Annotated in this window: 21 protein-coding genes; 5 read left to right on the top strand and 16 right to left on the bottom strand. The window is 73.4% G+C overall.

All coding sequences use genetic code 11. The annotated features are described in order from the left end of the window. Window positions 1–13: 13 nt before the first annotated feature. The 6 genes from trpC to hisI form a co-directional block, all read right to left on the bottom strand. Window positions 14–823, bottom strand: coding sequence for an indole-3-glycerol phosphate synthase TrpC (gene trpC / locus ACZ64A_RS11825; RefSeq protein ID WP_469809847.1), 810 nt, complete (start codon window positions 821–823; stop codon window positions 14–16). A 139-nt stretch (window positions 824–962) separates the two neighbouring features. Further along, window positions 963–1,376, bottom strand: a complete 414-nt coding sequence (locus ACZ64A_RS11820) for a DUF2752 domain-containing protein (protein WP_469809846.1) — start codon at window positions 1,374–1,376, stop codon at window positions 963–965. Window positions 1,377–1,471: 95 nt separating this feature from the next. Further along, the gene (locus tag ACZ64A_RS11815; RefSeq protein WP_469809845.1) at window positions 1,472–1,735 is read right to left on the bottom strand and encodes an HGxxPAAW family protein; all 264 of its coding nucleotides are present in this window, start codon (window positions 1,733–1,735) and stop codon (window positions 1,472–1,474) included. A gap of 114 nt (window positions 1,736–1,849) precedes the next feature. After that, a complete protein-coding gene (locus tag ACZ64A_RS11810) occupies window positions 1,850–2,497 on the bottom strand; it encodes a TIGR02234 family membrane protein (RefSeq protein ID WP_469809844.1) in 648 nt (215 codons plus the stop codon). A gap of 69 nt (window positions 2,498–2,566) precedes the next feature. Further along, window positions 2,567–4,057, bottom strand: a complete 1,491-nt coding sequence (locus tag ACZ64A_RS11805) for an anthranilate synthase component I (RefSeq protein WP_469809843.1) — start codon at window positions 4,055–4,057, stop codon at window positions 2,567–2,569. An 11-nt stretch (window positions 4,058–4,068) separates the two neighbouring features. Then, window positions 4,069–4,458 carry a phosphoribosyl-AMP cyclohydrolase gene (gene hisI, locus ACZ64A_RS11800; RefSeq protein ID WP_469809841.1) on the bottom strand — a complete coding sequence of 130 codons (390 nt, stop codon included), beginning with the start codon at window positions 4,456–4,458 and terminating at the stop codon, window positions 4,069–4,071. 61 nt (window positions 4,459–4,519) lie between these two features. Between hisI and ACZ64A_RS11795 the strand changes: the two genes are divergently transcribed. Next, window positions 4,520–5,155, top strand: coding sequence for a TIGR03085 family metal-binding protein (locus ACZ64A_RS11795; protein ID WP_469809840.1), 636 nt, complete (start codon window positions 4,520–4,522; stop codon window positions 5,153–5,155). 664 nt (window positions 5,156–5,819) lie between these two features. Here the strand turns inward: ACZ64A_RS11795 and ACZ64A_RS11790 are convergent. The 10 genes from ACZ64A_RS11790 to hisD form a co-directional block, all read right to left on the bottom strand. Further along, entirely contained in the window at window positions 5,820–7,061 is a 1,242-nt protein-coding gene (locus ACZ64A_RS11790; RefSeq protein WP_469809839.1) for an MFS transporter, read from the bottom strand. A gap of 40 nt (window positions 7,062–7,101) precedes the next feature. Then, the gene (locus ACZ64A_RS11785) at window positions 7,102–7,692 is read right to left on the bottom strand and encodes an ArsR/SmtB family transcription factor (RefSeq protein ID WP_469809838.1); all 591 of its coding nucleotides are present in this window, start codon (window positions 7,690–7,692) and stop codon (window positions 7,102–7,104) included. 121 nt (window positions 7,693–7,813) lie between these two features. After that, the gene (gene hisF / locus ACZ64A_RS11780) at window positions 7,814–8,569 is read right to left on the bottom strand and encodes an imidazole glycerol phosphate synthase subunit HisF (RefSeq protein WP_469809836.1); all 756 of its coding nucleotides are present in this window, start codon (window positions 8,567–8,569) and stop codon (window positions 7,814–7,816) included. Then, window positions 8,569–8,967, bottom strand: coding sequence for a RidA family protein (locus ACZ64A_RS11775; protein ID WP_469809835.1), 399 nt, complete (start codon window positions 8,965–8,967; stop codon window positions 8,569–8,571). The genes hisF and ACZ64A_RS11775 overlap by 1 nt, the downstream gene beginning before the upstream one ends. Next, entirely contained in the window at window positions 8,964–9,689 is a 726-nt protein-coding gene (gene priA, locus ACZ64A_RS11770) for a bifunctional 1-(5-phosphoribosyl)-5-((5-phosphoribosylamino)methylideneamino)imidazole-4-carboxamide isomerase/phosphoribosylanthranilate isomerase PriA (protein WP_469809834.1), read from the bottom strand. Before priA ends, ACZ64A_RS11775 begins: the two co-directional genes overlap by 4 nt. Next, on the bottom strand, window positions 9,686–10,327 hold the full coding sequence (hisH, locus tag ACZ64A_RS11765) for an imidazole glycerol phosphate synthase subunit HisH (protein WP_469809832.1): 642 nt from the start codon (window positions 10,325–10,327) through the stop codon (window positions 9,686–9,688). The genes priA and hisH overlap by 4 nt, the downstream gene beginning before the upstream one ends. Then, complete coding sequence (locus tag ACZ64A_RS11760; RefSeq protein ID WP_469809831.1) at window positions 10,327–10,491, bottom strand: hypothetical protein; 165 nt, start codon at window positions 10,489–10,491, stop codon at window positions 10,327–10,329. The genes hisH and ACZ64A_RS11760 overlap by 1 nt, the downstream gene beginning before the upstream one ends. A 5-nt stretch (window positions 10,492–10,496) precedes the next feature. After that, window positions 10,497–11,090 carry an imidazoleglycerol-phosphate dehydratase HisB gene (hisB, locus tag ACZ64A_RS11755; protein ID WP_363269143.1) on the bottom strand — a complete coding sequence of 198 codons (594 nt, stop codon included), beginning with the start codon at window positions 11,088–11,090 and terminating at the stop codon, window positions 10,497–10,499. Further along, entirely contained in the window at window positions 11,087–12,196 is a 1,110-nt protein-coding gene (locus tag ACZ64A_RS11750) for a histidinol-phosphate transaminase (RefSeq protein WP_469809829.1), read from the bottom strand. The genes hisB and ACZ64A_RS11750 overlap by 4 nt, the downstream gene beginning before the upstream one ends. Next, window positions 12,193–13,518 (bottom strand): histidinol dehydrogenase, encoded by a 1,326-nt coding sequence (gene hisD / locus ACZ64A_RS11745; protein WP_469809828.1) that lies wholly within the window; start codon window positions 13,516–13,518, stop codon window positions 12,193–12,195. Before hisD ends, ACZ64A_RS11750 begins: the two co-directional genes overlap by 4 nt. 247 nt (window positions 13,519–13,765) lie before the next feature. On the opposite strand from hisD, the gene ACZ64A_RS11740 reads away from it, so the two are divergent. The 4 genes from ACZ64A_RS11740 (at window position 13,766) to ybaK (ending at window position 17,852) form a co-directional block, all read left to right on the top strand. Continuing rightward, window positions 13,766–15,346, top strand: coding sequence for an oxidoreductase (locus ACZ64A_RS11740; protein ID WP_469809826.1), 1,581 nt, complete (start codon window positions 13,766–13,768; stop codon window positions 15,344–15,346). A gap of 173 nt (window positions 15,347–15,519) precedes the next feature. Continuing rightward, the gene (locus tag ACZ64A_RS11735) at window positions 15,520–16,527 is read left to right on the top strand and encodes a hypothetical protein (RefSeq protein ID WP_469809825.1); all 1,008 of its coding nucleotides are present in this window, start codon (window positions 15,520–15,522) and stop codon (window positions 16,525–16,527) included. A 61-nt stretch (window positions 16,528–16,588) separates the two neighbouring features. Then, complete coding sequence (locus ACZ64A_RS11730; RefSeq protein ID WP_469809824.1) at window positions 16,589–17,329, top strand: LON peptidase substrate-binding domain-containing protein; 741 nt, start codon at window positions 16,589–16,591, stop codon at window positions 17,327–17,329. Between the two features lie 19 nt (window positions 17,330–17,348). Beyond that, window positions 17,349–17,852, top strand: coding sequence for a Cys-tRNA(Pro) deacylase (ybaK, locus tag ACZ64A_RS11725; protein ID WP_469809823.1), 504 nt, complete (start codon window positions 17,349–17,351; stop codon window positions 17,850–17,852). Window positions 17,853–18,612 lie beyond the last annotated feature (760 nt).

Here is an 18,612-nt window from a genome sequence, read left to right as displayed (position 1 = left end):
GCCTAGCGGGGTGTCAGCCGCGGCCGTGGCGCAGTGCCGGGTGTTCGCCCGCGGCGACCAGGTCGGCGACCGCGGCCTTGGGGTCCTTGCCGGTGACCAGGGACTCGCCCACGAGGACGGCGTCGGCGCCGGCGTTGGCGTAGGCGATCAGGTCGTGCGGGCCGCGGACGCCGGACTCGGCGATCTTCACCAGGTGGTCGGGGATCTCCGGGGCGACGCGCTCGAACGTGCCGCGGTCGACCTCCAGCGTCTTGAGGTTGCGCGCGTTGACGCCGATGATCTTGGCCCCGGCGTCCACGGCACGCTCGACCTCGTCCTCGTCGTGCACCTCGACGAGCGGGGTGAGGCCGATGGAGACGGCACGCTCGATCAGCGACTCGAGGGCCGGCTGCTCCAGGGCGGCGACGATCAGCAGGGCGAGGTCGGCGCCGTAGGCACGGGCCTCCCAGAGCTGGTACGACGTGACGATGAAGTCCTTGCGCAGCACCGGGATGTCCACACGGGCGCGGACGGCCTCCAGGTCGGCCAGCGAGCCGCCGAAGCGGCGCTCCTCGGTGAGGACGGAGATGACGGCCGCGCCACCCGCCTCGTAGTCCGCGGCGAGGCCGGCCGGGTCGGCGATCGCGGCCAGCGCGCCCTTGGAGGGGCTGGAGCGCTTGACCTCGCAGATCACCTTGACGCCGTCGCCCTTGAGCGCGGCCACCCCGTCCTTGGCCGCGGGGGCCTTCGCCGCGCGCTCCTTGAGCTCGTCGAGGCTGACGCGCGCCTGCCGCTCCGCGAGGTCGGCACGGACTCCGTCGATGATCTCGTCGAGCACACTCACGCGAGCGGCCCCCTTCCAGACGGTTGACAGTTCCAGCGACCAGGGGGGAACCATTGGTCACTGCGATGGTATCCGCCCGAAGGCCATGACTTCGCATCCGGTCGTCGGCGGTCCCACTACCTGGACATTCCGTGATCGATCAAGGGTGGAGCCAACCGCCGAACGGCAGGTTCCGGACAACGGTGAAGACCAGCAGCAGCCCGCCCAGCGTCCACAGGTGGGCCGGCCGCGGGTCGGGCCGGAAGGGCCGTCCGCGCACCGCGTGAACCACCCAGACGGTCCACAGCACCGCGAAGCCCAGATAGCCCACGACCGCCGGCGCGTTGTCGTGCAGCGCGCCCATGAGGTCGCCGTGGACGACGGCGTGCGCGCTGCGCAGTCCGCCGCAGCCGGGGCAGTAGACGCCGGTGAGGCGCAGCAGGGGGCACGCGGGGTAGTGGCCGGGCTCGTTGGGGTCGACGGCGCCGACGTAGGCGAAGGCGCCCGCGACGGCGGCGAGGACGGCGGCGGGCACCGCCAGCCGCTGGAGGAGTCCGTGTCTCACGTGTCGCATTGTGCTCCCCGAAGGCCGCGGACGCCGTGAGGGGCGTCCCGGCACGCGTGTGTGCCGGGACGCCCCTCACGGCGTCTGCGGGGCCGGTCGGTGGCTCAGCCCTTGGCGACGGCGGCCTCGCGGTTGGCCGTGGGCTGGTCGGCCATCACCAGCGGCTCGGACGCGGACTTCGGGGCGCCCATGCCCATGGAGCGCATGATGCCGCCGACGACACCGCCGAGGCACACGACGCCCATGCTGACCCAGAAACCGACCGGCTGGGCCAGCACCACGAAGGCGCCGGCGGCGCAGAAACCGATGAAGGCGATGATGACACCGGTCCAGGCGGCCGGGGTGTGTCCGTGGCTGCTGCCCGCCATTGCTAGCTCCTCGTTGCCGTGTAAGTCGTACGTGTCCGTGACGGACGGTGTGTTCAGCTCCATTGTCCCGTACGCACGCGCGTGCCGTGCGCCGGGGTGGGCCGTCGGAGCGGGTCAGACCGGGCCGGCGCCCGTCGGGTCCTCACCGCGGTCGAGGGCCTTCCACAGGTCCTCGGGGCGGTCGGGGTCGACGGCCGGGGCGGCGCGGCGCGGGCGGGGTGCGCCGGAGCGCTCGTAGCGCCCGGACATCGCGGGCCACAGCCGGCCGTAGCGCAGGGCGAGCAGGCCGGTCAGCAGGATCAGCGCGCCGCCGACGGCGGCGACGTAGGGCCAGGCCGTGTGGGTGAGGGCGGCCACGGTGGCGGAGGTGTCGCCGGAGGCGGCCGCGGCCTTGTCGTCGAGGGCGGCGCTGTCGCTCGCGCCGACCAGGGCGGCGGCGACGGTCCCCGCGCCGGACAGGGCGAGGACGGCGGACACCAGCAGCCGGCCGGCGCGGCGCACGGCGAAGACGGCGACGAGCGCGGCCAGGCCCACTATGGCGAGCGCGGCGGGCACGCCGGTGACGTCGCTGCCCTTGGCGGTGAGCGGGAAGGCGCCGCCCGCGACCGTCGCGGTGCCCTCGGCCCAGCGCTGCCGGGTGGACAGCAGTACGACGGCCGCGCCGAGCGCGCCGCACAGCAGGGCGAGGGCGAGGCTGCGGCGGCCCGACCGGGCGGGGGCGGCTTCGGTACGGGGGTGAGGTACGGCTGTCACGTACTCCACTATCGCCCGGACCCCGGGCGATACGTCACCCGGGGTCCCGTGAGAAGCGCCCCACGCGGTGGGCGGCGCCTACCTGCCGAGCCGGTTGGCCGTGTGCACGGCGCGCAGGACGGCCGCCGCCTTGTTGCGGCACTCGGTGTCCTCGGCGACCGGGTCGGAGTCGGCGACGACGCCGGCGCCCGCCTGGACGTAGGCGGTGCCGTCGCGCAGCAGGGCGGTGCGGATCGCGATGGCGGTGTCGGAGTCGCCGGCGAAGTCCAGGTAGCCGACACAGCCGCCGTACAGACCGCGCCGGGACGGCTCCAGTTCGTCGATGATCTGCATGGCGCGCGGCTTGGGGGCGCCGGAGAGGGTGCCGGCCGGGAAGCAGGCGGTGAGCACGTCGTAGGCGGTACGGCCGGGGGCGACGCGGCCGGTGACCGTGGAGACGATGTGCATCACGTGCGAGTACCGCTCGATGGACATGAAGTCGACGACCTCCACCGAACCCGGTTCGCAGACCCGGCCCAGGTCGTTGCGCCCGAGGTCGACGAGCATGAGGTGCTCGGCGCGCTCCTTGGGGTCGGCGAGCAGCTCGTCCGCGAGGGCCTGGTCCTCCTGCGGGGTGGCGCCGCGGTGCCGGGTGCCGGCGATGGGGTGGACCATGGCCCGCCCGTCCTCGACCTTGACCAGCGCCTCGGGCGAGGAGCCGACGACGTCGAAGCCGTCGAAGCGGAACAGGTACATGTACGGCGAGGGGTTGGTGGCCCGCAGCACCCGGTAGACGTCCAGCGCGCTCGCCGTGCACGGCGTCTCGAAGCGCTGCGAGGGGACGACCTGGAAGGCCTCGCCGGCCCGGATGCGCTCCTTGACGTCCTCCACGGCGGCCTGGAAGTCCGTGCCGCCCCAGCGGGCGGTGAACTCGGGCAGCTCGGAGGGCGGCAGCTGGGCGGCCGGCTGGGCGACGGCGCTGGAGAGGTCCGCCTGCATGGCGTCGAGACGGGCGACCGCGTCGGCGTAGGCCTCGTCGACGCCGCTCTCCTGGTCGTTGTGGTTGATCGCGTTGGCGATCAGCAGGACCGAGCCCTCCCAGTGGTCCATGACGGCCAGGTCGCTGGTGAGGAGCATGGTCAGCTCGGGCAGCTTCAGGTCGTCGCGCTCGCCGGGGCCGATCTTCTCCAGGCGGCGGACGATGTCGTAGCCGAGGTAGCCGACCATGCCGCCGGTGAAGGGCGGCAGGTGCAGGTCGTGGGCGAGGTCGCGCGGGGTGTGCAGCGCCTCCAGGGTGGCGCGCAGCGCGGCCAGCGGGTCGCCGTCGGTGGGCACGCCGACGGGCGGGGTGCCGAGCCAGTGCGCCTGCCCGTCGCGGGCGGTGAGGGTGGCCGCACTGCGCACGCCCACGAAGGAGTACCGGGACCAGGAGCGGCCGTTCTCCGCGGACTCCAGCAGGAAGGTGCCGGGGCGTTCGGCGGCGAGCTTGCGGTAGAGGGCGACCGGGGTGTCGCCGTCGGCGAGGAGCTTGCGGGTGACCGGGATGACCCGGCGGTCGGTGGCCAGCTTGCGGAACGTCTCGAGGTCCATGGCGGCCGACCCTACTGATCCGAGCCCGCTGCGCCAGAACCGGCGTCCGCGAGCAGCACGTCGGTGTCGAAGCAGGTGCGCGCGCCGGTGTGGCAGGCGGCGCCGACCTGGTCGACCTTCACGAGCACGGTGTCGGCGTCGCAGTCCAGGGCGACGGACTTCACCCACTGGAAGTGCCCGGAGGTGTCCCCCTTGACCCAGTACTCCTGGCGGCTGCGCGACCAGTAGGTGCAGCGGCCGGTGGTGAGCGTGCGGTGCAGGGCCTCGTCGTCCATCCAGCCGAGCATGAGCACCTCCCCGGTGTCGTACTGCTGGGCGATCGCGGGCAGGAGGCCGTCGGGGCTGCGCTTGAGGCGCGCGGCGATCTCCGGGTCGAGGTTGCTGCTGGTCATGGGTGCCATTGTGCCGCGCCGGGGTGACAACGCCCGTGCCGTGTCCACAGGGTGGTCGTAGGCTGACGGCATGTCGACCTTCGCCAAGCGTGAACGACTCCTGCTCGCCGACCTCCTGGAAACGGCCGGTCCCGACGCCCCGACCCTGTGCGAGGGCTGGCAGACCCGTGATCTCGCCGCGCACGTGGTGGTGCGCGAGCGACGCCCGGACGCCGCCGGGGGCATCCTGATCAAGCCGCTGGCGTCCCGCCTGGAGAAGGTGATGGAGGAGTTCGCGGCCAAGCCCTACGAGGAGCTGATCCAGCTCATCCGCACCGGCCCGCCGCGGTTCTCACCGTTTCAGCTGAAGCAGATCGACGAGGCGTCCAACACCGTCGAGTTCTACGTCCACACCGAGGACGTCCGCCGCGCCCAGCCGGACTGGTCGGCGCGCGAGCTGGACCCGGTGTTCCAGGACACCCTGTGGTCCCGGCTGGAGCGCACGGCCCGGCTGATGGGCCGCGGCGTCCCGACGGGCCTGGTGCTGCGGCGCCCCGACGGCCAGACGGCGGTCGCCCACCGCGGCACACCGGTGGTCACGGTGACGGGCGAGCCGTCGGAGCTGCTGCTGTTCCTGTACGGCCGGCAGAGCGCGGCGAAGGTGGCGCTGGACGGCGAGGAGGACGCCATCGCCAAGCTCCACGAGGCGAAGGAACTGGGCATCTAGGGCCTGTCGTTTGGATCAGGTCGGCCGGGAGCTTCGGCGCATCTGGGCCGACCCGAGCGGGGTCTGGTGCGTGCAGCTGCAAGGCGGAGGAGGGCGCCAACGCGGTGGGGGTCCCCCCTGCTCGAAGAGCTAGGGGGAGTGCGTGCCAGACCCCGCGACGCCGGCATGATCCAAACGACGGGCCCTAGCCCGCTCCGAGGGAGTCGGGGGCCCGGTGAGGGGTGCGGTGCCGCGGTTCCTCGACAGGGCGGCCCGGCGGCGAAGTACGGCAGCCGGGGCACCCTGAGGGATGCCCCGCCGACGACTCGGCATCCGCAATCGGCAGACCCGGCGGCCCTGGCGGCTCTGGCGGCTATGGGCGCCACCGGAAGGCCCCTGCGGCCTTGGCGGCTCTGGCGCCACCGAAACGCCCATGCGGCTCTGGCGCCACCGAAACGCCCATGCGGCTCTGGCGCCGCCGGAAGGCCCAGGCGGCCCCGGCCGCGCCGGAAGCCAAGGCAGGTCGGCGCGGCGCGGCGTCCGCCCGGGGGTTCCGCGGCGGGGCCGTATGCCGGCCGCTCCGGCCCCGGCGCCGCCGGAAGCCACGGCGGGATGGCGCTGTGCCGCGTCCCCCCAGGGGTTCCGCGGCTGGGCCGTATGCCGGCCGCTCCGCGCGGCCGCTCCGCTACGGGAGTTCGGCGTGGCGCAGTGTGCGGGTGAGGAGGACGAGGAGGCCGGCGAGGGCGCTGACGGCCGCGCAGGCCGCGAAGACCGGGCCGGTGCCCCACAGGGTCACGGCGCCGCCGACCAGCGGGAAGGTGAGCGGTGCGACACCGAAGCCGACGATCGTGCTGACGGACATGACCCGGCCGAGGTAGGCCGCGCCGGCCCGGGCCTGGACGAGTGCCCCGCACAGCGCACCCGAGAGCCCGGCGGTCACGCCGATGAGCGCGGCCACGCCGGCCGCCCCCGCGACGGACGGGACCTGGGCGAGCGCGGCGATGGCGAGGGCCGCCACCAGGTTGGTCACCGCGGCCACCACCGGGGCACGGGGTATCCGGCCGCGCCAGGTGATCAGCAGCGCGGCCGCCGCCGCGCCGGTGCCGAAGCCGGCGAGGACCCAGCCCATGCCGGCGGAGCCCCAGCCGCGCTGCTGGGCGAGGACGGTCAGACCGAGGTTCATGGGGCCGACGAAGCCGAGGTCGCTGAGGGCGGCGGCGATCACCAGCGGGCGCAGCACCGGGTCCTGCCGGATGTGCCGCAGCCCGTCCCGCAGTTCGGTGAGCACGGGCCGCCGGTCCTGGCGTTCGTCGGGCGGCAGCGCACCCACCCGTACGCCCAGCAGCAGCGGCAGCGAGGCCCCGACGAGCAGGGCCGCCACGCCGAAGGCGCCGGCCGTGCCGCCGACGGCGACGCCCAGGCCACCGAGCGGTCCGCCGAGGACGTTGGCGAGCCGGGTGGCCATGCCCCGCATGCCCTGGACGCGGGTGAGCTGGTCGCGTGGGGTGATCCGGGCGGGCAGCGCGCCGGCCGCGGGCAGGAAGACGGCGTCGACGATGCCGAAGAGCACGGCGACCGCGCCGAGCGCCCACAGGCCGGGGCTGGTGGCGAGCAGCAGGACGGCGGCGCCGAGGACGAGGGCGCTGCGGGCGGCGGTCGAGCCGAGGACGACCCGGCGCGGCCCGTAGCGGTCGGCCACCACTCCCCCGCCGAGCATCAGCAGGGCGCGCGGCACCGCGCTGGCCGCCGTGACGAGCCCGGCCTGGGCGGGGGTGCCGCTCTGCACGGCCGCCCAGGACAAGGCGATGTAGTAGACGTTGTCCCCGACCGCGGAGGAGGCGTAGGCGCCGAGCCAGCGCAGGACGTTGGGGTCGCGGTGGGCGGGTCTGCCGACCGGGCGGGCGGGTGACGCGAGGGTGGTGGTCACGCGGACCGTCCTCTCGGGAGGGATCCCGGGTCGCGGGATCTCAGGCGCGGAAGGGGAAGCCGTACGTGTGCACCGCGACGTTCTCGCGGCCTTCCGTGTCGCCCGCGTCGGCGGCGGCACGGCCGAGCTCCTCGTACCTGCGCACGAGGTCGTACATCTCCTTGGACAGCCGCGACAGTTCCTCCGGGGTGAGCTTGAGCAGCCACTCGGAGGAGTCGGAGGCGGCGTTCCACGCGGCGCCCCAGTGGGGGCGCTCGTCGAGGAAGCGGCGGTAGGTGTCGGCGCGCTGCTCGAAGAAGAGGCGGCTGGCGGCGGTGTGCGCGGCGGCCTTCTCGGGGGCGTCGCGGAAGTCCTCGTCGCGGATGGTGACGCCGTCCGTGGACGGCTGCCACCAGCGTTCACGCGCGTCGCCGCTCTGTGTCTCGGCCTCTTCGATCAGGCCGTGCTCGGCGAGCTTGCGCAGGTGGTAGCTGACCAGTGACACGGCCTCATCGACCTGCTCGGCGAGCTGGGACGCGGTGGCGGTGCGGGCGATGGTCAGCGCCCGGTACAGCTTCATGCGCAGGGGGTGCGCGAGCGCCTTGAGCGTGCCCACGTCCCGGATACGGCGGTCTCTCTCCCTGTCCGGCATGTCTTCGAGACTAGATGTGCAAGAAAAGTTGCGCAATCTATTTTGCGCAACTTTCCTTTCGCATCTGCCCACGAGAGAGCCCCGGCCGGTTCCGCACCGGCCGGGGCCCAGGACGATCGAGTCAGCGGACGGGGTGCCCCGCCTCCCGCAGCGTCTGCTTCACCTCGCCGATGCGCAGGTCGCCGAAGTGGAACACCGACGCCGCCAGCACCGCGTCCGCGCCCGCCTCGACGGCCGGCGTGAAGTCGCCGAGCTTGCCGGCGCCGCCGGAGGCGATCACCGGGATCGTGACGTGCTTGCGTACGGCCGCGATCATCTCCAGGTCGTAGCCGTCCTTGGTGCCGTCGGCGTCCATGGAGTTCAGCAGGATCTCGCCGGCGCCCAGCTCGGCCGCCCGGTGCGCCCACTCGACGGCGTCGATGCCGGTGCCGCGCCGCCCGCCGTGCGTGGTGACCTCGAAGGACCCGCTCTGCGTGCGGCGCGCGTCGACCGACAGCACCAGCACCTGCCGGCCGAACCGCTCGGCGATCTCCCGGATCAGCTCGGGGCGGGCGATCGCGGCCGTGTTCACGCCGACCTTGTCGGCGCCCGCCCGCAGCAGCTTGTCCACGTCCTCGGCCGTGCGCACCCCGCCGCCGACGGTGAGCGGGATGAACACCTGCTCGGCGGTGCGGCGCACCACGTCGTACGTCGTCTCCCGGTTACCCGAGGAGGCGGTGATGTCCAGGAAGGTCAGCTCGTCGGCGCCCTCGGCGTCGTAGACCTTGGCCATCTCGACGGGGTCGCCCGCGTCGCGCAGGTTCTGGAAGTTGACGCCCTTGACGACCCGGCCGTTGTCCACGTCCAGGCAGGGAATGACTCGGACCGCCAGGGTCATCAGGTCACGGCTCCTCTGAGTGCTTCTAGTTCCACTTCGACCAGGATGCGCGGGTCGACGAAGCCCTGGACGACCAGCAGGGTCGAAGCCGGGCGCACGGAGTCGAACAGCTCCTTGTGGGCCCGGCCGACGGCGTCCAGGTCCCGCGCATGGGTCAGGTACATCCGCGTCCGGATCACGGACTCGACGCCGAGCCCGAACTCACCGATCGCCTCGATCGCGCTGGTGAACGCCACCTTCGCCTGCTCGTACGGGTCCCCCTCGCCGTACAGCACGCTGCCCTTGAAGGACGTCGTCCCGCCCACCAGCACACGGTCGCCCGCCGCGACGGCGCGTGCGAAACCGAAACTCTCTTCCCAGGGACTTCCGCTCTGCACCCGCCGTACGGCTTCGCTCATGACGACACAGCCTCCAAGGCCTCTTCCAGGGTGAACGCCTTCGCGTACAGCGCCTTCCCGACGATGGCGCCCTCGACACCGAGAGGTACCAGGCCGGCGATGGCCCGCAGGTCGTCCAGCGAGGACACGCCGCCGGAGGCCACGACCGGGCGGTCGGTGGCCGCGCAGACGTTCTTCAGCAGCTCCAGGTTCGGACCCTGGAGCGTGCCGTCCTTGGCGATGTCGGTGACGACGTAGCGGGCGCAGCCCTCCTTGTTCAGGCGGTCCAGCGTCTCGTAGAGGTCACCGCCGTCACGGGTCCAGCCGCGGCCGCGCAGGGTGGTGCCGCGCACGTCGAGGCCGACGGCGATCTTGTCGCCGTGCTCGGCGATGACCTTGGCGACCCACTCCGGGGTCTCCAGAGCCGCCGTGCCCAGGTTGACGCGGGTGCAGCCGGTGGCCAGCGCGGCGGCCAGGGTGTCGTCGTCGCGGATGCCGCCGGACAGTTCCACCTTGATGTCCATGGCCTTCGCGACCTCGGCGATCAGCTCGCGGTTGTCCCCGGTGCCGAAGGCGGCGTCCAGGTCGACCAGGTGCAGCCACTCGGCGCCGGAGCGCTGCCAGGCGAGGGCGGCCTCCAGCGGGGAGCCGTAGGAGGTCTCGGTGCCGGACTCGCCGTGCACCAGGCGGACGGCCTGGCCGTCGCGGACGTCGACGGCGGGGAGGAGTTCGAGCTTGCTCACAGTGTTCCGATCCAGTTGGTGAGGAGCTGGGCTCCGGCGTCGCCGGACTTCTCGGGGTGGAACTGCGTGGCCCACAGGACGCCGTTCTCCACGGCCGCCACGAACGGCTTGCCGTGCGTGGCCCAGGTGACCTTGGGGGCCTCCATCGCCGTGTGGTGCGTCTCCATCGTCCAGTCGTGGACGGCGTAGGAGTGCACGAAGTAGAAGCGGGCGTCGGCGTCCAGGCCGGCGAACAGCTCCGAGCCGGCCGGGGCGTCCACGGTGTTCCAGCCCATGTGGGGCACGATGTCGGCCTGGAGCGGCTCGACCGTGCCGGGCCACTCGTCCAGGCCGTCGGCCTCCACGCCGTGCTCGATGCCCCGGGCGAAGAGGATCTGCATGCCGACGCAGATGCCCATAACCGGGCGGCCGCCGGCCAGCCGGCGCTCCACGATCCAGTGGCCGCGCGCCTCCTTGAGCCCCGTCATGCAGGCGGCGAAGGCACCGACGCCCGGCACGAGCAGGCCGTCGGCGTTCATGGCCCGGTCGTAGTCACGGGTGATCTCGACATCGGCACCCGCGCGTGCCAGGGCGCGCTCGGCGGAGCGCACGTTCCCGAAGCCGTAGTCGAAGACGACGACCTTCTTCGGGCTGCTCATCAGCTCCACACCTCCAGCCGCATCACACCCGCGACCAGGCACATGGCCGCGCCGACGGACAGCAGCACGATCAGGCTCCGCGGCATCTGCTGCTTGACGAAGGAGATGATGCCGCCGATCAGGAACAGACCGACGACGATCAGGACGGTGGACAGACCGTTCATCGCTTTTACAGCGCACCCTTCGTGGACGGGAGGATGCCCGCCGCGCGCGGGTCGCGCTCGGAGGCGTAGCGCAGGGCCCGGGCCAGCGCCTTGAACTGGCACTCCACGATGTGGTGCGCGTTGCGGCCGTAGGGCACGTGCACGTGCAGCGCGACCTGGGCCTGGGCCACGAAGGACTCCAGGATGTGCCGGGTCATCGTGGTGTCGTACTCGCCGATCATCGGCGCCATGTTCTCCGGCTCGGTGTGCACCAGGTAGGGGCGGCCGGAGAGGTCCACGGTGACCTGGGCGAGGGACTCGTCCAGCGGGACCGTGCAGTTGCCGAAGCGGTAGATGCCCACCTTGTCGCCGAGCGCCTGCTTGAAGGCGGCGCCCAGCGCGAGGGCGGTGTCCTCGATGGTGTGGTGGGAGTCGATGTGCAGGTCGCCGTCGGTCTTGACGGTGAGGTCGAACAGACCGTGCCGGCCGAGCTGGTCGAGCATGTGGTCGTAGAAGCCGACGCCGGTGGCGATGTCGGTCTTCCCGGTGCCGTCGAGGTCGATCTCGACGAGGACCGAGGTCTCCTTGGTGGTGCGCTCTATGCGTCCAACGCGGCTCATGCCTGGAACTCCTTCTTCACTTCACGGACCGCGTCGAGGAACGCGTCGTTCTCCTGCGGGGTGCCGGCGGTGACCCGCAGCCAGCCCGGCACGCCGTTGTCCCGGACCAGGACGCCCCGGTCGAGGATCCTCTGCCAGACCTCGTGGGCGTCGTCGAAGCGGCCGAACTGCACGAAGTTGGCGTCCGACGCGGTCACCTCGTAGCCGATCGCCCGCAGTTCGCTCACCAGCCGGTCCCGTTCGGCCTTCAGCTGCTCGACGTAGCCGAGCAGGGTGTCGGTGTGCTCCAGCGCGGCCAGCGCGGTCGCCTGGGTGACCGCGGACAGGTGGTACGGCAGCCGCACCAGCTGGACGGCGTCCACCACCGCCGGGTCGGCGGCCAGGTAGCCGAGGCGCAGACCGGCCGCGCCGAACGCCTTCGACATGGTGCGGGAGATCACCAGGTGCGGGCGGCCCTGAAGCAGCGGCAGCAGCGAGTCGCCGTGGCTGAACTCGATGTACGCCTCGTCCGCGATCACGATGGACGGCTTGGCGGCCTGCGCGGCGTCGTACAGCGCGATCACGGTCTCCGGCGGGACCGCCGTGCCCGTGGGGTTGTTGGGGGTGGTGATGAAGACGACATCGGGCCGGTTCTCGGCGATCGCCTTCTCGGCGGCCGCGAGGTCGATCGTGAAGTCCTCGTTGCGCGGGCCGGAGATCCAGCCCGTGCCGGTGCCGCGGGCGATGAGCGCGTGCATCGAGTACGACGGCTCGAAGCCGATCGCCGTACGCCCCGGTCCGCCGAAGGTCTGCAGCAGCTGCTGGATCACCTCGTTGGAGCCGTTGGCCGCCCACACCTGGCTCAGGCCCACCTCGTGGCCCGAGGTACGCGTCAGATACGCGGCCAGCTCGGTGCGCAGCTCGACGGCGTCGCGGTCCGGGTAGCGGTTGAGGGTGCGGGCCGCCTCACGGACCCGCTCGGCGATCCGCTCGACCAGCGGCTCGGGCAGCGGGTAGGGGTTCTCGTTGGTGTTCAGCCGTACGGGGACGTCCAGCTGGGGCGCGCCGTAGGGGGACTTGCCGCGCAGCTCGTCCCGTACGGGGAGATCGTCGATCCGGACGTTCACTTGCTCTCCGGCACCTTCCAGTCGAACCTCGCCTTGATCGCCGCGCCGTGCGCGGGCAGGTCCTCCGCCTCCGCCAGCGTCACCACGTGGTGCGCGACCTCGGCCAGCGCGTCCCGCGTGTAGTCGACGATGTGGATGCCACGCAGGAAGGACTGGACGGACAGGCCCGACGAGTGGCAGGCGCAGCCGCCGGTGGGCAGGACGTGGTTGGACCCGGCCGCGTAGTCGCCCAGCGAGACGGGCGCCCAGGGGCCGATGAAGATCGCGCCGGCGTTCCTCACCCGGTCGGCGACCGCGGCGGCGTCGGCGGTCTGGATCTCCAGGTGCTCGGCGCCGTAGGCGTCGACCACCTTCAGGCCCTCGTCGACGCCGTCGACCAGCACGATCGCGGACTGCCGGCCCTTCAGGGCGGGCACGATCCGGTCGTCGATGTGCTTGGTGGCCTTCACCTGCGGCTCCAGCTCGCGCTCGACCGCGTCGGCCAGCTCCGGGGAGTCGGTGACCAGGACGGCCGCGGCCAGCGGGTCGTGCTCGGCCTGGCTGATCAGGTCGGCGGCCACGTGCACCGGGTCGGCCGTCGCGTCCGCGAGGATCGCGATCTCGGTCGGACCGGCCTCGGCGTCGATGCCGATCTTCCCGGTGAAGTAGCGCTTGGCGGCGGCGACCCAGATGTTGCCGGGGCCGGTGACCATGTTGGCGGGCGGGCAGGACTCGGTGCCGTGCGCGAACATCGCCACGGCGGTGGCGCCACCGGCGGCGTACACCTCGTCGACGCCGAGCAGGGCGCACGCGGCGAGGATCGTCGGGTGCGGCAGCCCGCCGAACTCGGCCTGGGCCGGCGAGGCGAGCGCGATGGACTCGACGCCGGCCTCCTGGGCCGGGACGACGTTCATGACCACGGACGACGGGTAGACGGACCGGCCGCCGGGCGCGTACAGACCGACGCGGTCGACCGGCACCCACTTCTCGGTCACGGTGCCGCCGGGCACGACCTGGGTGGTGTGGGTGGAGCGGCGCTGCTCGCGGTGGACGAGACGGGCGCGGCGGATGGACTCCTCCAGGGCCGCGCGCACGGCCGGGTCGAGTTCGTCGAGGGCCTTGGCGAGCGCCTCGGCCGGCACCCTGACCTGTTCCAGCCGGACGCCGTCGAATTTCTCCGCGAAGTCGATCAGTGCCGCGTCGCCACGATGATGCACGGCCTCGCAGATCGGACGCACCTTCTCCAGGGCGGCCGCAACGTCGAAGTCGGCTCGGGGCAGCAGGTCACGCAGGGCGGGGCCCTCAGGAAGGGCGTCGCCGCGCAGATCGATTCGGGAGATCACGGGCTCAATTCTCTCAGACCCGTGCCGCGGGCCGTGCGGCCGTATCAATGGCTGATACACACCGTGATACGGCGCGGGGGCGCGGTCGCGGGGACCCCTCCCGCCCGGGGCGCGTGGTGTCCGGCCGCGGGGCGTGCGGACTGTCCGGAAGACGACCGTCACTTTGGGTGTTCGGGGGGTGACCCACCGGGCATGAACGGCTGTACGAAGACCGAACCCGCGAGTAGCCGGGGAGGAAGTGAGCGCCGTGACCGAGGAGGTGGGCCTCCACGACACCGGCGTGCTGCCGGACGAGCTGACCGCCACGGAAGCCGGCATGTGGCTGGCCTTCCGCAACGGCAGTGTGTACGACCTGAGCAGCGGCGACCCGACCGTCGACGACCCGCACGGCGGCCACCCCTGGGGCCCGGAGCGCACGGTGCGGGCGCGCATCGTGGCGTGGCTGCTGCTGGACGGCCCGCCCGCCCTCGCGGGCCGCGTGTCCGCGCTGAAGCTGGTCGGGGTGCGGCTCAGCGGCGCGCTCGACCTCGCCGGCGGCAGGGTCGCGCCCTACGTGGAGCTGCGCGGCTGCCGCTTCGACAGTGATGTGCTGCTGCCGGAGGCCCGCTTCACGACACTGCGGCTGGTGAACTGCTCGGTGCCGCGGTTGGAGGCGGCGCGCGTGCACACCGAGGGGGATCTGTATCTGCCGCACTGCCGCTTCCACCGCGGCATCCGGCTCACCGACGCGCACATAGGCACCGATCTGATGCTCAACGAGGCGATCGTCGACCGGGACCGCACCGGCCGCTCCATCGCCGGGGACGGCCTGAGTGTCGGCCAGGACCTGCAGGCGGAGCTGCTCCGGTCGGACGGCGAGCTGAGTCTGCGTGGCGCGAAGATCGGCGTGTCGCTGAGCCTGCGCGGCGCGCGGCTGGCCAACCCGTACGCCCGGCACGCGCTGAACGCCCCGCAGATGACCGTCGAGCGCACGCTGTACCTGACCCCGGCCGGTGTCGGCGGCCAGGCGCTGATGGGGGTCACACCGGCGCAGGGGACGCGGATCCAGGCGTTCGAGTGCCGGGGCGGGGTCCGGCTGGACGACGGGCGGTTCGGGGACGCCGTCGACTTCGAGCGGGCCCGGTTCGCGCTCCGCGAGGAACAGGAGCTGTCGCTGCGCCGGGTGCAGACGCCGGAGCTGCGCTTCCTCGGCGAGCAGCCGCGGCTGGGGCGGGTGGTGCTGTCCGGCGCGCGGATCGTCACCCTCATCGACCGGGCGAGCGCCTGGCCGGGCCCCGGGCGGCTGCAGATGGCCGGCTTCAGCTACGAGTGCCTGGTGCCGCACGGGCCGTTCCCGCTGAGCGAGCGGCTCGGCTGGGTGGCCGCGGCGACCGCCGAGTACAACCCGGAGCCGTACGAGCGCCTGGCGGCGGTGCTGCGGGGCGCCGGCGAGGACGAGGACGCGCGCGAGGTGCTGCTCGCCAAGCAGCGCCACCGGCGCGAGACGCTGCCGCTCGCCGCGAAGCTGTGGGGGTACGCCCAGGACTGGACGGTGGCCTACGGCTACCGGCCGGGGCGGGCGGCGCTGTGGCTGGCGGTGCTGTGGGCGGCGGGTTCGCTGGCCTTCGCGCAGGCGGGGCCGCCGCCGGTGCAGCGTGACGAGCATCCGGCGTGGGATCCGGCGCTGTTCGCCCTGGACCTGCTGCTGCCGGTGATCGACCTGGGCCAGGTCGGCCAGTGGCAGCTGACCGACGGCTGGCAGTGGCTGGCCGCCGCGCTGGTCCTGCTGGGCTGGGTCCTGGCGACGGCGGTGGCGGCGGGAGCGACACGGCTGCTGCGGCGGGGGTAGTCAGCCGTACGGCGGGTGCGCCGCACCGGCGACCTGCGGTTACCCGGGGTACGCGGCACAGGGGTTCGATAAGTTGAGGAAGCGTCACGTTTTGCTCTTCCTTGACCGCGAGGCGTACAACTTTCGGGAGGTTCCGTGTAGCCACTGGCGCGGCCACGAGCAGCGGCTTTTCAATGGTCGACACCATGGCTCTGCTGCTGCCGTTCATCCGCTCGGGCCGGATGACCCCCACCGCCGCGCACCCCGCCGGGCCCGACTCGGACGCCCCCCACGTCCCGGACGACGAGGTGCTGCTCGACGCGCCCGACTCCCGGCTGGCCCCCGTGCTGGTCGCGGCGGCGCGCGGCGACCACGCGCCCGCCGCCTCGCTGCTCGGCGCGACCCGCGCCGCCGCCGAGTGGGAGCGCCGCGACCGTTACGCCCTGCGGCTCGCCGCCTTCGCCCGCTCCCGCCCCGAGTGGCTGGACGTCTGGCGCACGGCCGACCCTGACGACCCGCACGGGCTGGTGGTCGAGGCCCAGCTCGCGGTGGACCGGGCCTGGCGCTCCCCCGCCCGCGCGGAGGCGCTGCGCGAGGTGAGCCCCCTGATCACCCGGGCGGCGCGCCGCGACGACGCCGACCCGGTGCCCTGGCGCATCGCGCTGGACCACGCGCGGGGCGCGCGGGCCGGGCACCGGTACTTCGAGGAGCTGTGGGAGGCGGCGGTGCGGCGCGCCCCGCATCACTACGGCTGCCATGTCGCCGCGCTGCGCTATCTGGCGGCCTCCGAGCAGGACGCCCACCGTGCCTGCTTCGACTTCGCCGACCGGGCCGCGCAGGACGCGCCCGCCGACTCGTTCGTCCAGGCGCTGCCGTTGCGGGCGGCCTTCGCCTGTCTGTCCGGCCCGCGCGGTGCGCACGGCGGTCCGCCCGTGGAGCGTGAGCGGCTGGACGCGGCGGCCGACCGGGGGATCGCGCTGTCGGCGCTGCTCGGGCCCGCGGACCCGTGGCCCGCGCCGATCCGGAACCTGCTGATCCATGTACTGGCCCGGCTGGACCGGCCCGCCGAGGCGCTGGAGCAGCTGCGGATGAACGGCCCGTACGCCACGTCGTTCCCCTGGGAGCGGCAGTCCGACGACCCGCTGGGGCGCTTTCTGCAGGTGCGGCAGGAGCTGGGAGTGGCGGCCTCCGGGGCGCGGTGACGCGTCCGCTGCGTGGGCGCGGCGGACATCCCTGCCGGGTCGGCCATTAGGCTGTGGCGCCGTGACCACCGTCCGGCTCCCGCTCTTTCCCCTGAACTCGGTGTTGTACCCCGGGCTCGTCCTCCCGTTGAACGTCTTCGAGGAGCGATATCGCGCCATGATGCGCGAGCTGCTCAAGACGCCCGACGACGAACCGCGCCGCTTCGCCGTCGTGGCGATCCGCGACGGCCGCGAGGTCGCGCCCAGCGTGCCCGGCCTGCCGGACCAGACGGCGGTGCCCGAACTCGGGCCCGCGGCCGGATTCGGCACCGACCCGGTGAAGGCCTTCCACTCCGTGGGCTGCATCGCGGACGCGGCGACCGTCCGGGAGCGTGCCGACGGCACCTTCGAGGTCCTGGCGACCGGTACGACGAGGGTGCGGCTGCTGTCCGTGGACACCTCGGGGCCGTTCCTGACCGCGGAACTCGAGGAGCTGCCGGAAGAGCCCGGCGACGAGGCCGGGGCCCTCGCGGAGGGGGTGCTGCGGGCGTTCCGGCAGTACCAGAAGCGGCTGGCGGGGGCGCGGGAGCGGTCGCTGGCGACCGGGGCGGAGCTGCCGGACGAGCCGTCGGTGGTGTCGTACCTGGTCGCGGCGGCGATGATGCTCGACACGCCGGCCAAGCAGCGGCTGCTGCAGGCGCCGGACACGGCGTCCCGGCTGCGGGACGAGCTGAAACTCCTGCGCGCGGAGACGGCGATCATCCGTACGCTGCCGTCGCTGCCCGCGGCGGATCTGACGCGCGGGCCGACGAGTCTGAACTGATCTTGGGGAACGGCCGGGTATGGCGAAGAAGGCGAAGAAGCAGCAGCAGGCCGGGGGGACGCCGGCGACGGTGGCGCTGACGGCGGCGGGCGTGGACTTCACGGTCCACGCCTACGACCACGATCCGAGCCATCCCTCGTACGGCGAGGAGGCCGCCGAGGCGATGGGTGTCTCCCCGGAGCGGGTGTTCAAGACGCTCGTCGCGGACGTGGACGGGGCGCTGACGGTCGCGGTGGTGCCGGTGGCCGGGCAGCTGGACCTCAAGGCGCTGGCCTCGGCGGTGGGCGGCAAGCGCGCGGCGATGGCCGACCCGGCGCTGGCCGAGCGCACGACGGGGTATGTGCGTGGGGGGATCTCGCCGCTGGGGCAGCGCAAGCGGCTGCGGACGGTGCTGGACGCGTCGGCATCGGCCTTCGACACGATCTGCGTGTCGGCGGGGCGCAGGGGGCTGGAGGTCGAGCTGTCCCCGGGGGACCTGGCGAAACTGACGTCGGCGGTTCTGGCACCGATCGGGCGGGGGTAGGTCTTCGGGCGCAGGCTGCGTCGTGGCTGGTCGCGGACGCCTGCGGCGGCCTGTGCGGGTGCGTCGAGGCTGGTCACGAACGCCTGCGGCGGCCTGCGCGGGTGCGTCGTGGCTGGTCACGGACGCCTGCGGCGGCCTGCGCGGGTGCGTCGTGGCTGGTCACGGACGCCAGCGGCGGCCTGTGCGGGTGCGTCGTGGCTGGTCACGGACGCCAGCGGCGGCCTGCGCGGGTGCGTCGTGGCTGGTCGCGCCGTTCCCCGCGCCCCTTTTTTGCCTGCGGCGGCCCGTTGCCGTCCGGTGGCCGGTTGCGGTCCTCGCCTGCGGCCGGTTCCACGTCGGGGCCGGGGCGGGAGGTGTCCGTCCTCGGTCCGGCCGGCCGTTTCCGACGAGCGCTCAGTGTCACGGTGCCGGACGCTGCGGGCGGACACCCCCCACCCCGTCCCCTCCCCGCCGTATGCGGGTGCACCTACGCGGTGGCGCGCGGCGCCTACCGCAACGCCGTGGCGGGCGGCTGCGAGCCGCCGGGGCGTCGCTGCGGCGGCCGCAGCGACGGGCGGGCGGCTGCCACGCCGACCCAGCTGCGGGCAGTCGTGCCTCCCCCAAGCTCTTCGAGCAGGGGGGACCCCCATGGCGGCACGGGTGGGTGGGCTGGGGGTACCCCCTGCACGTAGTGCTTGGGGGAGGCACCCCGCCAGCGCCGGCGAGCGACCCCACCCCGGCCAGCCCAAACGACCCCCAGCAAACGCCCGGCGCGCAGCCC

This window comes from Streptomyces sp. NPDC104814 (assembly GCF_055583185.1).
Note: the sequence above shows the minus strand (reverse complement) of the source record. Positions and strands in the feature narration are given on the sequence as shown.

Excerpts from the sequence above, each read along its gene's own strand:
- ACZ64A_RS11815 (WP_469809845.1), bottom strand. The coding sequence starts at position 1,735 with ATGGCGGGCAGCAGCCACGGACACACCCCGGCCGCCTGGACCGGTGTC.
- hisB (WP_363269143.1), bottom strand. The coding sequence starts at position 11,090 with ATGAGCCGCGTTGGACGCATAGAGCGCACCACCAAGGAGACCTCGGTC.
- ACZ64A_RS11785 (WP_469809838.1), bottom strand. The coding sequence starts at position 7,692 with ATGCCGGACAGGGAGAGAGACCGCCGTATCCGGGACGTGGGCACGCTC.
- hisH (WP_469809832.1), bottom strand. The coding sequence starts at position 10,327 with ATGAGCAGCCCGAAGAAGGTCGTCGTCTTCGACTACGGCTTCGGGAAC.
- ACZ64A_RS11820 (WP_469809846.1), bottom strand. The coding sequence starts at position 1,376 with ATGCGACACGTGAGACACGGACTCCTCCAGCGGCTGGCGGTGCCCGCC.
- ACZ64A_RS11775 (WP_469809835.1), bottom strand. The coding sequence starts at position 8,967 with ATGAGCGAAGCCGTACGGCGGGTGCAGAGCGGAAGTCCCTGGGAAGAG.
- ACZ64A_RS11735 (WP_469809825.1), top strand. The coding sequence starts at position 15,520 with ATGGTCGACACCATGGCTCTGCTGCTGCCGTTCATCCGCTCGGGCCGG.
- ACZ64A_RS11760 (WP_469809831.1), bottom strand. The coding sequence starts at position 10,491 with ATGAACGGTCTGTCCACCGTCCTGATCGTCGTCGGTCTGTTCCTGATC.
- hisF (WP_469809836.1), bottom strand. The coding sequence starts at position 8,569 with ATGACCCTGGCGGTCCGAGTCATTCCCTGCCTGGACGTGGACAACGGC.
- ybaK (WP_469809823.1), top strand. The coding sequence starts at position 17,349 with ATGGCGAAGAAGGCGAAGAAGCAGCAGCAGGCCGGGGGGACGCCGGCG.
- ACZ64A_RS11795 (WP_469809840.1), top strand. The coding sequence starts at position 4,520 with ATGTCGACCTTCGCCAAGCGTGAACGACTCCTGCTCGCCGACCTCCTG.
- hisI (WP_469809841.1), bottom strand. The coding sequence starts at position 4,458 with ATGGCACCCATGACCAGCAGCAACCTCGACCCGGAGATCGCCGCGCGC.
- ACZ64A_RS11805 (WP_469809843.1), bottom strand. The coding sequence starts at position 4,057 with ATGGACCTCGAGACGTTCCGCAAGCTGGCCACCGACCGCCGGGTCATC.